Annotated in this window: 10 protein-coding genes and 1 tRNA gene; 5 read left to right on the top strand and 6 right to left on the bottom strand. The window is 36.9% G+C overall.

Annotated elements, in window-relative coordinates; translation table 11 throughout:
* The first annotated feature begins 119 nt into the window (after positions 1-119).
* The 3 genes from Q1K34_RS05990 (at position 120) to Q1K34_RS05980 (ending at position 1,733) form a co-directional block, all read left to right on the top strand.
* A complete protein-coding gene (locus Q1K34_RS05990; RefSeq protein WP_300435827.1) occupies positions 120-332 on the top strand; it encodes a hypothetical protein in 213 nt (70 codons plus the stop codon).
* A gap of 320 nt (positions 333-652) precedes the next feature.
* Positions 653-1,270 (top strand): metallophosphatase domain-containing protein, encoded by a 618-nt coding sequence (locus Q1K34_RS05985; protein WP_300435825.1) that lies wholly within the window; start codon positions 653-655, stop codon positions 1,268-1,270.
* 133 nt (positions 1,271-1,403) lie between these two features.
* Complete coding sequence (locus Q1K34_RS05980; protein WP_300435822.1) at positions 1,404-1,733, top strand: hypothetical protein; 330 nt, start codon at positions 1,404-1,406, stop codon at positions 1,731-1,733.
* Positions 1,734-1,789: 56 nt separating this feature from the next.
* On the opposite strand, the gene Q1K34_RS05975 is transcribed toward Q1K34_RS05980, so the two are convergent.
* The 4 genes from Q1K34_RS05975 to Q1K34_RS05960 form a co-directional block, all read right to left on the bottom strand.
* Entirely contained in the window at positions 1,790-2,176 is a 387-nt protein-coding gene (locus Q1K34_RS05975; RefSeq protein WP_300435819.1) for a response regulator, read from the bottom strand.
* Entirely contained in the window at positions 2,173-4,524 is a 2,352-nt protein-coding gene (locus Q1K34_RS05970; RefSeq protein WP_300435817.1) for a PAS domain S-box protein, read from the bottom strand. The genes Q1K34_RS05975 and Q1K34_RS05970 overlap by 4 nt, the downstream gene beginning before the upstream one ends.
* Positions 4,525-5,000: 476 nt before the next feature.
* On the bottom strand, positions 5,001-6,014 hold the full coding sequence (locus Q1K34_RS05965; RefSeq protein WP_300435813.1) for an NAD-dependent epimerase/dehydratase family protein: 1,014 nt from the start codon (positions 6,012-6,014) through the stop codon (positions 5,001-5,003).
* 369 nt (positions 6,015-6,383) lie between these two features.
* Positions 6,384-6,456: transfer RNA gene (locus Q1K34_RS05960), tRNA-Gln, on the bottom strand.
* A 281-nt stretch (positions 6,457-6,737) separates the two neighbouring features.
* Between Q1K34_RS05960 and Q1K34_RS05955 the strand changes: the two genes are divergently transcribed.
* A complete protein-coding gene (locus Q1K34_RS05955) occupies positions 6,738-10,046 on the top strand; it encodes a DUF2723 domain-containing protein (protein WP_300435811.1) in 3,309 nt (1,102 codons plus the stop codon).
* 237 nt (positions 10,047-10,283) lie between these two features.
* A complete protein-coding gene (locus Q1K34_RS05950; RefSeq protein WP_300435809.1) occupies positions 10,284-10,982 on the top strand; it encodes a polysaccharide deacetylase family protein in 699 nt (232 codons plus the stop codon).
* Here the strand turns inward: Q1K34_RS05950 and Q1K34_RS05945 are convergent.
* Together Q1K34_RS05945 and Q1K34_RS05940 are read right to left on the bottom strand one after the other, a co-directional pair.
* On the bottom strand, positions 10,966-11,262 hold the full coding sequence (locus Q1K34_RS05945; protein ID WP_300435807.1) for a thioredoxin family protein: 297 nt from the start codon (positions 11,260-11,262) through the stop codon (positions 10,966-10,968). The genes Q1K34_RS05950 and Q1K34_RS05945 overlap by 17 nt on opposite strands.
* 74 nt (positions 11,263-11,336) lie before the next feature.
* Positions 11,337-12,563, bottom strand: a complete 1,227-nt coding sequence (locus tag Q1K34_RS05940) for a metallophosphoesterase (RefSeq protein WP_300435805.1) — start codon at positions 12,561-12,563, stop codon at positions 11,337-11,339.
* Positions 12,564-12,636 lie beyond the last annotated feature (73 nt).

Below are 12,636 nucleotides of genomic sequence, written 5' to 3'. Positions count from 1 at the left end.
TTTTTAACTTAAAAGATTGTAACCCAGAAGTTGCCAAAGTTAAATTTAAGTCAAACTTGTTCTTTTCCTTCTTCGGTATACTAATTGAGTATTATATTTGAGCTGAATAAAAAGAAAAAATGTTTTTAAAAGTAGGTGTAAAAGTTTTGTTTATTGTGATGGAGATCTTCCTTGGGTTCTATAGTTTAGTAATCACCGAAAGTCTTCTGATCAAGTTTTTATTTTTCGTATTTACTGCGGGAATTATTGCTTTTGCGGTACTAAAAACCATCAATAAAATTTTACCTACAGATAACGCACTGGTAAACCTTGACTCAGAGAACGAGGAGTAATCTGTGTTTTATTACGCATGTCTGCGGTTAAAAAACCTCGACCGCTTCGCTTTTAGATATAAGAAATTAGACCTGGACTTAAATAACTGATAAAGAACGTACATTTAAAATTGTTTTTCAAAGAATAGACAATTCAAAAATTTTTGAAAGCAGGGTATAGATAGTAGTAAAAAATTTGAGCTATTTAAAATACTTAGTTCAGGTTCGTTCTTTAAAATCTTTATAGGACAGCAGTGTATTTTTATACTAAAAGATAAAATTCGTTGACAACCTCAGCGAATTTTTTTATTTAATTTTGATACTCACCACAATCACAATTTATGAGGCTTATATGCCTGGCAGACACCCATAATTTTCATCATGATATCGCGATTCCTACCGGTGATATTTTAATACATGCGGGTGATTGTACAGACGGCGGAACGCGAAATGAAACTGAAGATTTTTTAAGATGGTTTTCCGGCCAACCTCATAAATATAAAATCCTGGTTCCGGGAAATCATGATTTTTATTTTGAAAAAGCAGCGTATTTAAAAAAGATTCCAGATAATATCCATCTGCTAATTGATAAAGGCTTAACTATAGAAGGATTAGAATTTTGGGGATCACCTATGACTCCCGGTTCAGGAAACTGGGCGTTTAACAGGGAAAGAGGTATGCCCATTAGAAACCACTGGAACCTAATCCCGAAAAAAACAGATTTTTTAATCACCCATACCCCACCCTACGGAATTTTGGATGAAATAAGTAGTGGGGTAAAATTGGGATGCGAAGAATTAAAGCAAATATTAAATACTATAAAACCCAAATATCATCTGTTTGGACACATTCATTATGCTGCAGGCTCCATTAAAAGGTCTTCTACACGTTTTTTTAATCTGTCCATATTAGATGAAAGACAGCGCCTGATGCACTCACCCCGCATAATTGATCTTTAATCTAAAAAATATCTTAAGGATTCTATCACTAAGTTAAAAAACTATTAACAGGGAAATTATTACATTTTTTTTAACAGCTTTTATCCTGTCTAATAGTAATTTAGCCATGAATGAAAATGTTGAAATTAAAATTATGAATAGAATTACTACCCCGGAAATTCTTGATGAGGTCAAGAATTTAATTTCTTATAGCATCAGTAATAAAAATGAAGAGGATTCAAATTTCCAACTTATGCATCGCGCAATCATCAAAAAATATTTTGATGCTAAGCATGTGACCATTAACTATGATAGTCAAACCATAGATTTAAAGTTACCAGTAGGCCAAAAAAAATATACTAATATTACTTTCGAATGCCAGGATCTAGAAAGGTTCTTGAAATCCTGCCTTAAGAAAGATGATAAAAGCCTATTTTTTTATCAGAATATTTTAAGCCATTATAATATCACTACTGCTGCATAATCAAATTATTAGCATTTAGTAAATATAATTTAGTTCGGCTCCTTCGCCGGACTTTTTTACTTTAGCCTTTTACCTATCCTCTTTAACATTTCAACTTTCATAGGTTTGGATAAAAATCCTGATACGCCGGGATATTCTTTTATTTTCTCTTTATCTGAAAAGGCTATTGAGGAGCTTACAATATAAACATCTGCTATTTCATAAAGCTCAGGAAATAAAGTCTCCAGATAATCGAGGCATTGCCAACCATCCATGATAGGCATATTTATATCCAGTAAAATAACAGAGGGAAATTCTGTTTGAATTTCAGCAAGGTCGCTTAAGGCTTCTTTTGCACGTGTATAAAAATAAGCCTTTCCAAAAACTGTTGACTGATCAATTAATTTTTTTATAATTTTTTGATAGATCACATCATCATCTATCACACAAATAGATTTTCTCATTTAAATGTAACTTTAAATGTGGTGCCAATTCCAGGTTCACTTTCTATCTTAACCGTTCCGCCCATCGCATTAATCTGATTCTTAGTAATAAATAATCCTACACCCCGGGAATCTTTTCGTTCGGAAAAGGTTTTATAAAGACCAAAAATTTTCGATCCGTGTTTATCCAGATCAATCCCTATACCATTATCCTTTACTTCCAGGACCCAATGCCCATCTTCCTTATACCCGGATAACTTGATCACCGGACTTCTTACAGGATCGCTATATCGTAGGGCATTTGTAAGGAAATTCAATAAAACACTTTCCAGATAAGCCGCATTGAATAATACTTCCATCTCATGAGGAACTTCATTTATAATCTTCGCATAGCTGGATTTAATCTGTAAACTGAGGATTTCTAGCGCCTGGTTCAGGAAATTTGAAACATTTAAAGATTCCGTTTTAATATCTATATTGGTATTGATAGAAACAACCTCATTTAAATCGTGCAGGGATTGATCAAGGTTTTTTGAAATCTTATTTAACAGCTGCACATAGGAATTTTTCTCCTCCTCAGAATCTTCTGCTTCATACAATTCAAGGACAGAAGACAGATTACTCGAATGAGACCTGAGATTATGAGAAACTATATAAGCAAAGTTCAGCAATCTCTTATTCTGTTCCATCACCAGTTCATAAGACTTCACCAAATTCATTTCAGCTTCTTTTTTACCAGTAATATCCCTTAAATTAACCACAAACCCCTTTACATTATTTACATTAAGCATGTTGGTTAGAGTGACATTTGCCCAGAACCAATTATCCTCAGCATCCTTTACCCTCAAGATGATATCTGAAAGGGGAACATTAGGCTGCACATAAGCATCCTCTACTTTAGATCTTAAAATCTGCTGATCATCTGGATGGATATAATGCAAAACGCCATTAGCGGCAAAATCTATCTCTTCATATTTTGAAATTTTCGAAAGGGAAGGTGAATAATAATTGACTTTATTTTTATCATCGACTATTAAGATTATTTCATTAGAATTTTCAACCAGCGACCTAAAACGGTTTTCATTATCAATGAGCTTTTGTTTAGCCATTACCCTCGCCGAGATATCTTCTACCAGGGCAATGTGTGAGGATACCTCTTCGCCTACTTCCCATAATGGTGAAACATTTATTCGCACCCAAATTAAACTACCATCCTTCTTTTTTAGCCTTTTCTCCAGGCTGTATTCACGAATTTCGTCGCGACTAAGCTTTTGCATTAAAGCCGTATTTTCTGAAAGATCGTCTGGATGGGAGATAACCTTATAATCCTTTAGCTTTAATTCTTCTTCAGAATATTCCAGGATATCCTGAAATTTTTTGTTAGGTTCCAGGATCATCCCAGATTTGGAATCAACCCGTACCATGCCAATCGCTGCCTGATTGAAAATAGTCCTGAAATGCAGTTCACTTTTTGCCAACTCCCCAGCCTGCTCCCTTACCAGTTCCTGGAGTTTAGCGGGTTGCTTTAAACTATTAAATACGATCCAGCTAATAGCCCCTGAAATTACCAGGATCATAATTGCCACGGGAATAATCGTATAAAATGGTTTATAAGGATCAACAGGAATTATATATATTTTCCAATCTCCATCTGGCAAGATTAATTTTTCTGAATAAGATTCATCAGGCTCCTGTGTTCCATTTAAAAAGAATTCTTCCCTGTTTGTTACAGGATTTATTTTAGAAAACTGAAATTTATATTGATCTCCTGCCAGGTCTCGAAGGCCGGTTTGATCTATAAGATTATCAAAATCTATAAGTACTGCAACAAACCCCCAGAATTGGTTTTTTTTAAATACCGGAAGCCTTCCTATGATAGCCAGGCCTCCCTGTTTCAACTCCAGCGGTCCGGCAAAAAACATACGTTTTCGTTGTATTGCTTTAAAAGCCTCTTCATTTCTTGTGCTATCCTCTAAAATATTATAATTTATCGCCTCTTTATTCTCTTCAAAGGGATACACTTTAGTAATGATCCCATCAGGAACTATTTGTACCGCATCTATATTCGGATTCTTGTCTACTAACTGCGGCGCCAGCTCATCAAAATTCTCAATCTTCCCTTTTTCATTTATTTGAAGCGCTAAGGAAAGTGCTGCGGAATAACTATATTTTAAAGATTGATCTATATTTTGTTCGGCAACATCTATGATTGCCTCCATTTCGCTCTGGCGATCATCCAACAAGATTTGATATCGTTGCCAAAGTATAAAAGAACCGACTAAAAAAAGTAAAATAAAAGTACAGAAACCAATGAATAAAGGTTTCCTCTTAACTCTGGAATTGAAAGAATTTTCTGTACGTAGGGCCATTAACTTAAGTTACCGGGCTAATAATTTTCGGGGGAATTTGGAATTTTTCGGCAGCCAAATATAGCTAAATATTTGTTAAAAATTTTACCTGGTAAAATTCAAACTTTGCTTTAAAATAAAAAACCCGGATGAATTTTATCCGGGCCTTGTAATATTAGATAGAGGACTTTTTGTTTAAAATGACTTTGAGAGGCTTAAAAACGTAACTCAGTTTGAAGATATTTTTGAGAAATCTCAACCTATCGAAATCTGCATATTATGATAGGGATTTGATAAATCTATAGCCATTTTAGTAGAAAAGATATTTATGAAATTTCACCTTAGCTCCAGGATCATCTCGTAGGTAAAATATAAATGGATATGTCCTGACATGATGTTCAATGATAGGATTCTTACCAATTCTTATTCCTTTTTTTCCTAAGGATAATCTTCGTAATGATTAGTTATACTCAAGTTTGACTAGTCTACGTGAATTTTCAGTCATAATATGACTTATACCAGGCTAAATATTTTGCAACTCCTTCTTTTACTTCAACCATTGGCTGGTAATCGTAATCTGCCATTAAAGGTGCTGAATCTGCCCAGGTTTGCTCTACATCCCCGGGTTGCATCGCCATCATCTGTCTTTTTGCTTTCACCCCCAGTTGATCTTCGATCTCTTCAATAAAATTTAAAAGGTTTATCGGTTTACTTTTTCCAATATTATAAAGGCGATATTTTGCAACTTCGCTAGCAGGCAACTTATTTACAACTGCCAAAATTCCATTTACGATATCATCTATAAAGGTAAAATCCCGCTCAAGTTTACCTTCATTAAAGACCTTTAAAGGTTTAGCGTTTTTTATAGCATTTGCAAACAGGAACATAGCCATATCTGGCCTACCCCACGGACCATACACCGTAAAAAACCTTAAACCGGTAACAGGAAGATCATATAAATGACTGTAGGTATAAGCCATGATCTCATTACTCCTTTTGGTGGCTGCATAGAGACTAATGGGTTGATCCACCCTATCTTCGGTAGAAAAAGGAACTTTTTTATTTTGTCCGTAGACACTGGAACTGCTGGCATATATCAAATGTTTGACCTCATAATTTTTGCAGCACTCCAAAATGTTCGCAAAACCAACCAGGTTACTATCAATATAAGCTTCAGGGTTTTCCAGGCTATATCTAACTCCCGCCTGGGCGGCGAGATTACAAACGATATCGAATTTTTCGATTTTAAATAATTCCGGTAGATTTTTTCGATCCTCTATATTCAACCTGAAAAATGAGAAATTACAATACAGAGAACTATTATATTTTTTATTAAAATCGATCATATCTTCACTTTCGATCCCAACTTCTTTTAACCTGTCCAGTTTTAATTCCTGACTATAATAATCATTGATATTATCAAGTCCTATGACTTCATGATTTTGCTTAACTAACTTTTCACATAAATGAAAACCAATAAAACCTGCAGCTCCCGTTACGAGTATCTTCATAAATTGATTTACTATTACTTAAAAATTATGAGATATACTCTTTAAACCTGGAGAAATCTCAATTACCAGACAAAAATACCGGATTTATTCTTCCTGACTTAACAATGACATTTACAATTGCAAAAGCTATGAAAAGAATGGTTATAAAAACCACCATGAACTAAGTTTATTCAGAAGGATGCTCTTTTATTGAAATTAAGAACGATGGATTGTTTGATGAATACATTGTCCCCCTCCTTATTAATTCATTTTAAAATACCTAATTCTGAATTATTGAATTAACCTAAATAAGGTATTCAATCTGGAAAACAGTTTTTCTTAGAAAGAAAGCAAAAAAAAACCCGAACTTTCGTTCAGGTTTTCCCTTTGTTGGCCTACTAGGGCTCGAACCTAGACTCTTCTGGACCAAAACCAGACGTGTTGCCAGTTACACCATAGGCCAATAAATTTGATTTTTTTACAGAAAAACTAACTGTTTCTTTTGTGACCATCTCCATAGCTATCGGGAAACAACATAGGCCAATGCTTAAATGCGGATGCAAATTTAAAACAAAGTTTATTCTACACAAACTTTTTATTGAAATTTTCCTGAAAAAATGAAGCTTCAGGTTTTTATAGTTCATTATCAATCGTTTCCAAAATAAATGCTTTTATCTTTCGTTTTGAGAGCATTCAGCAATTTATTATTAAATTCGCCACTTTAGTACAACTACACGAGTATTTATGACTGATTTTAACTTTGGTAAGTGGAACAAAATTCTGGGCTGGCTGGTATTTGTAATAGCTTTAACCACCTACACACTTACTTTAGAACCTACGGCTAGTTTCTGGGATGCCGGTGAATATATTGCAACTTCGGCAAATCTTGAAGTCGGACATCCACCGGGAGCCCCATTTTATCAAATGATGGGCGCCTTCTTTTCTACTTTCGCAGCAGATAATACAAAGGTGGCCCTCATGGTTAATTTCATGTCGGGCTTTGCCAGCGCGATTGCCATCATGTTTATGTTCTGGTCTATAAGTATCCTTGTATTAAAAATTGCGGGTCCTGTTAATAAATTGACTACCCCTAAGAAAATAGCGGTTCTGGGAAGTTCTTTGGTGGGATCATTGGCCTTTACTTTTACTGATAGTTTCTGGTTTAATGCAGTAGAAGCCGAAGTCTACGCCATGGCCGCCTGCTTTATGTCGGTCATGTTCTACCTTGGACTTTTATGGGAAAGAGATATGTTTACCCCACGTGGAAATCGCTGGATCATCTTGATATCACTAGTCATAGGACTTTCTTTCGGTGTCCATTTTATGGGCTTATTAACGCTTCCTGCCATAGGATTTCTCTACTTCTTTAAAAATTACAAGACAGTTACAGTTAAGAATTTTATCATTGCAAATATTGTCGTGGTTGCCGTGTTGATGTTCATCTTTAAACTGCTTTTACCATACACACTTACATTTTTCTCAGCTTCAGAATTATTCTTCACCAATAGTTTGGGTATGCCTTTTAACACCGGTACTATCATAGCATTACTGGTAATTATCGCTGCCTTCTACTTCGGAATAAATTATACCAGAAAGAAAAATCTCTATAAATACAACACCCTGCTACTTTGCATCCTTTTTGTACTGATAGGATTTTCCAGCTGGGTGATGCTCCCTATTAGAAGTAATGCGCCAACGGTGATCAATGAAAACAGTCCCGATAATGCCCGGGAGTTGCTCGCTTACTACAATAGGGAACAATACGGGGAAACGCATCTTTTTTATGGCCCGCAATGGTCTGAAATGTATTCGGGATTAGATGCTGATGACCCTTATGATGATGCAAAACCCAAATACGAAAAGGATGAGGAACTTGGCAAATATGTAATTGTCAATGATTATAAGAATGCCAGGCAAAACCTGGATGATGACCATAAAGCCGTGCTTCCAAGAATGTGGAGCACCGAGCATGCCGTAAATTATATGGAGTTTACCGGACCGCTGGATTTCAAGATCAAAGCTGAATATCAGGGAGAAGAGAGACTACTTCAGGCTGTTAATGAGTTTAAAACGCAGTTTTCCCGCGGCGAACGCGATATGGAAGATTATCACAGCTTCTTAAGGCAGATGAGTGAATACCTGGATGTGGAAAAACCCTCGTTCGCAGAAAATATTGGCTACCTTCTGGAATATCAGATAGGTTATATGTACTGGCGCTATTTTATGTGGAATTTCACAGGGCGTCAGGATGATATTCAGGGAAAATACAATGATCTCCACGGTAACTGGATAAGCGGAATTGACTTTATTGATGAAATGCATATTGGCACCCAGGACGAGCTACCTTCCGATGTTAAAAATAATAAAGCCAGAAATACTTATTTCTTCCTTCCGCTAATACTTGGTTTAATAGGACTTGTTTTTCATCTAAAAAGAGATAAAAAAAATTTCTGGGTATTAATGGTATTTTTCCTGTTTACAGGGATCGCTTTGAAAATATACCTAAACGAACGTCCTTTTGAACCTCGCGAAAGAGATTATGCCCTGGTAGGTTCTTTTTACGTTTTTGCGATCTGGATAGGATTCGGGGTGTATGCTATTTTTGATAAACTTCGGAAATCCATCAGTCCTAAAATTCTCGCACCTGTGGTCGTGGTGGTAAGCCTTCTATGTGTTCCCACGCTTCTTGCTTCCGAAAACTGGGATGACCATGATCGTTCGGGAAGAGACACCGCGCTTACCATGGCCCGGATGTACCTGGATTCGGTAGATGAAAACGGGATATTATTCACCATTGGTGATAACGACACCTTTGCCCTGTGGTATGTGCAGCAGGTAGAAAAATATAGAACCGACGTTAGAATTATAAATACAAGTCTTCTTGCTACCGACTGGTATATCGATCAAATGAAGCGAAAAGCTTTTGAAAGCGATGCCATTCCGTCACAGCTTGAAAATGAATTCTATAATGGTAAAAATGATGCCATTTTCCTTCGGGAGGTTACCCAGGACACCATTCCTATTAAAACATGGATGAATTATATTGAAAATGACGATCCGCGGACTCAGGCGGAACTTCAAAGCGGAACCATGATCAATACATTCCCATCCAGATATGTAAGGATTCCGGTAGATAAACAAACAGTTTTAGAAAATAACATCGTAGACGAATCTGAAGCCGATCAAATCGTAGATCATATAGACATTGCAATTGGAGATCAGGTGCTTTACAAAAACCGAATATTAATGCTGGATATCCTGGCCAATAACAATTGGGAAAGGCCTATTTATTTTACCGGTGGAAGCTTTGGCGATGAAGATTACCTGTGGATGAAAGATTATCTGCAGCTAGAAGGTGTCACCTATAAACTGGTTCCAATACGTACTCCGCTTGACCCTCGAAACCCGTTTGATATGGGAAGGGTGAATACAGAAAAGATGTACAATATTGTTAAGAATTGGGATTGGGGCAATATGGGATCAGATGATATCTATCATGATCCTGAAACCCGTAAAAATTCCATTACTTATAGAAGTAATCTCGCGAGATTAACAGAAAACCTTTTAAACGAAGGGGACACTATTCATGCGGAAGAGATCCTGGATCTGGGAATGAAGCATATGCCGGTTGAGCATTATGAGTATTATACGCTGCTGGAGCCATTTATAACAGGCTATTATGAAGTGAACAGACCTGAGAAAGCTCGAGATATTTGGGAGAAAGTCACTGACAAATATCAGGAAAATCTTACTTTTTATAGTAACTGGGATGTGGAAAAACAATACATGTATGCTGATGAGATCATCACTGACATGGAGCGATACCGCGGACTTGTAGATATTATGATGGTTTATGAAGATCGGGAAACCGCCCGGGAAAAAGCCGAAGAGTTTAATAACTACCTTAGATTATTCAGGCATTTCTATAGAGAAGATGAAGAAATAGATGCGGAGGTTAAATCACCGCAGGAAGAACTTATGGAGGCTATAGATGGCGCAGTTCCCGTGGAATCTTCTGTTGATTCAATGACATTGGATTCGGTTGAAGAATAGGCTAAAAGTGTAGCTGTCATTTCGACGGAGCATAGCGGAGGAGAAATCTCACTTACAAGATAAATTAAAATGAGATCTCTCCCTCGAGATGACACAATTAGATAAGTACGAGGTTTTTAATAGATGCTGAAATAACTTCAGCATGAAAGATTTAACTCCGATCTTAATTCAGGTTAAAAACTTAATGATCTGGTCACTGCGAGCCAGGCGAAGCAATCTATTCTTAGAATTTTATTTATGAAATTATTTCTTCCTAAATATCCTTCCATTTTAAGAACTTTATATCCGGAGAGAATTTTAAAGATCGATAATTCTAACGCAATTTATCTCACCTTCGATGATGGCCCTGTTCCAAAAGTGACTCCGTGGGTTTTAGATTTACTGCAGGAATACAATGCCAAAGCCAGCTTTTTTTGTATTGGCGATAATGTGGAAAAACATTCTAAAATATTCCGAAGAATAATTAGTGAGGGGCATTGTATTGGTAACCACTCTTTTAATCACCTCAATGGCTGGAAAACCTCAAATTCGATTTATATTGAGAATGTTCTTAATGCTGAATTGATGATGACCGGAATGACGAAAGAAAAAAATCATACACGCCACGAACTACACACCACCAACTCTGAACAACAAACTCCTAACTACAAACTCTTCCGCCCTCCTTACGGAAGGATCAAAAATTCCCAGGCGAAAATCCTGAAGCAAAAAGGTTTTAAGATCGTAATGTGGGATGTGATAAGCGGAGATTATGACCAGGAATTTTCCGCAGAGAAATGTTTAAAGAATGTGACTCAGAATGCCTCAGCCGGAAGCCTCATTGTCCTACACGACAGCGAAAAGGCATTCGCTAATCTGAAAATTATCCTTCCGCAGTTATTGAGATTTTACAAAGAAAAAGCTTTGGAATTCAGGGGCCTTAAAGATATTCTTTAAGCAGGCCTATCAATGTATTCGCATCCTGCTCCCCGCTGTGCCTCCATTTCATCTCACCGGCTTTATAGATCATTAGTGTTGGAAGTCCTTTAACCCGGAGTGCTTCAGCCAATTGTGAATTCTTATCCACATCTATTTTTATGACCTTTGCCTTATCTCCCATAGCCGCAGCGACATCTCTAAGCACCGGGTGCATCGCTACTGAGGCATCATTCCATTCGGTATAAAAATCCAAAAGAACAGGGATTTTCAGGTCTACTAATTCTCCAAATTTTGACATAATTCAGGATTTATTTTCAGCTCTTATTGATCATATGCATGCCTGCAACAATCAAATATAGGAAATTCTTGTTATTATGCGGGTTTCGAACCTTTTTTCAGTTCTATCACACTAATTTCAGGCCAAATCCCCACTCTTCCAGGGTAAGCCAAAAATCCGAATCCGCGGTTTACATTGATATACCTCCCGGCTTCTTCATATATTCCAGCCCAGTGTTTATAACGATACTGCACCGGGCTCCATTTAAACCATCCGGGGATTTCTATACCAAATTGCATTCCGTGGGTATGCCCGCTCATGGTTAAATGGTATTTCTTGGGATGCTTCTTAACCTCTTCTTCCCAATGCGAAGGATCATGACTCAAAAGGATCTTAAAATCTTTCTCATCTACGCCCTGTCCTGCTTTTTCCAGATCACCCGCTTTTTTAAATCCGCCAACACCCCAGTTTTCAACTCCAACTAAAGCTATTCGCTCACCATTCTTTTCAATAAACCTGCTTTCATTCAGCATTAAATTCCAGCCCATTTCGGCGTGGGTTTGCTTCAGCAGATCAAGATTCTCCTTTTTTGCAGTGGCGCTTTCCCAGTTATGATAATCGCCATAATCGTGGTTTCCTAAAATAGAAAAAACGCCATCCGGTGCTTTTACTTCGGAAAAAAGAGATTTCCAATCTTCCATTTCTGAAGCTTTGTTATTCACGAGATCCCCGGTAAAAACCACCAGGTCACTACCCTGCTCCTTCAATAGATCAACGCCATATTGAATTTTTTCTTTATTATCGAAGCTACCGCTATGTACATCGCTAATCTGACTAATTCTGTAGCCGTCGAACGCATCTGGCAGATCTTCAAAATAAAGCGTATATCTTAAAACCCTGAAATTATATCGGCCTTTATACATTCCGTAGAGTAAACCGGCAAAAGGAATCGCCGCCAATCCAAGAGCAATGGTGCTAATGAATTTTCTTCGGGAAGGCAATTCAAAATTTTCAGAAGAACCAAAAAATTTCTGAATTCCAGCCACCGGAATACGAACAACATCTTCTCCCAACATCACTACCGATAGCACAATCTTTCCGACGAAAAATGCCAGAAAAATTCCTATGGCATAACCTCTTCCCCCACCAAAGCCATCATTTGGAGAGGCCTGGTTAAATTGATAAACCAGGTTACCAATTACAAAAGCAGAAATTATAAAATATATTGTGGTGACCCAGATATTCCTGGAGAAAACCCTCAGGGCCTGGTAAGCATAAATATCTACCAACAAAAAGATCGCAATTAGTATAAACCAACGCATTTAGATAATTTTTCGCGAAGATAGTCCTTAACTATAATTGCAGTATGGTATTAACGATAATTTAATCTGATCG

It is taken from the genome of Christiangramia sp., assembly GCF_029937855.1.
In the GTDB taxonomy this organism is placed as follows: domain Bacteria; phylum Bacteroidota; class Bacteroidia; order Flavobacteriales; family Flavobacteriaceae; genus Christiangramia.
Note: the sequence above shows the minus strand (reverse complement) of the source record. Positions and strands in the feature narration are given on the sequence as shown.

Excerpts from the sequence above, each read along its gene's own strand:
- Q1K34_RS05945 (WP_300435807.1), bottom strand. The coding sequence starts at position 11,262 with ATGTCAAAATTTGGAGAATTAGTAGACCTGAAAATCCCTGTTCTTTTG.
- Q1K34_RS05970 (WP_300435817.1), bottom strand. The coding sequence starts at position 4,524 with ATGGCCCTACGTACAGAAAATTCTTTCAATTCCAGAGTTAAGAGGAAA.
- Q1K34_RS05955 (WP_300435811.1), top strand. The coding sequence starts at position 6,738 with ATGACTGATTTTAACTTTGGTAAGTGGAACAAAATTCTGGGCTGGCTG.
- Q1K34_RS05985 (WP_300435825.1), top strand. The coding sequence starts at position 653 with ATGAGGCTTATATGCCTGGCAGACACCCATAATTTTCATCATGATATC.
- Q1K34_RS05980 (WP_300435822.1), top strand. The coding sequence starts at position 1,404 with ATGAATAGAATTACTACCCCGGAAATTCTTGATGAGGTCAAGAATTTA.
- Q1K34_RS05940 (WP_300435805.1), bottom strand. The coding sequence starts at position 12,563 with ATGCGTTGGTTTATACTAATTGCGATCTTTTTGTTGGTAGATATTTAT.
- Q1K34_RS05965 (WP_300435813.1), bottom strand. The coding sequence starts at position 6,014 with ATGAAGATACTCGTAACGGGAGCTGCAGGTTTTATTGGTTTTCATTTA.
- Q1K34_RS05975 (WP_300435819.1), bottom strand. The coding sequence starts at position 2,176 with ATGAGAAAATCTATTTGTGTGATAGATGATGATGTGATCTATCAAAAA.
- Q1K34_RS05990 (WP_300435827.1), top strand. The coding sequence starts at position 120 with ATGTTTTTAAAAGTAGGTGTAAAAGTTTTGTTTATTGTGATGGAGATC.
- Q1K34_RS05950 (WP_300435809.1), top strand. The coding sequence starts at position 10,284 with ATGAAATTATTTCTTCCTAAATATCCTTCCATTTTAAGAACTTTATAT.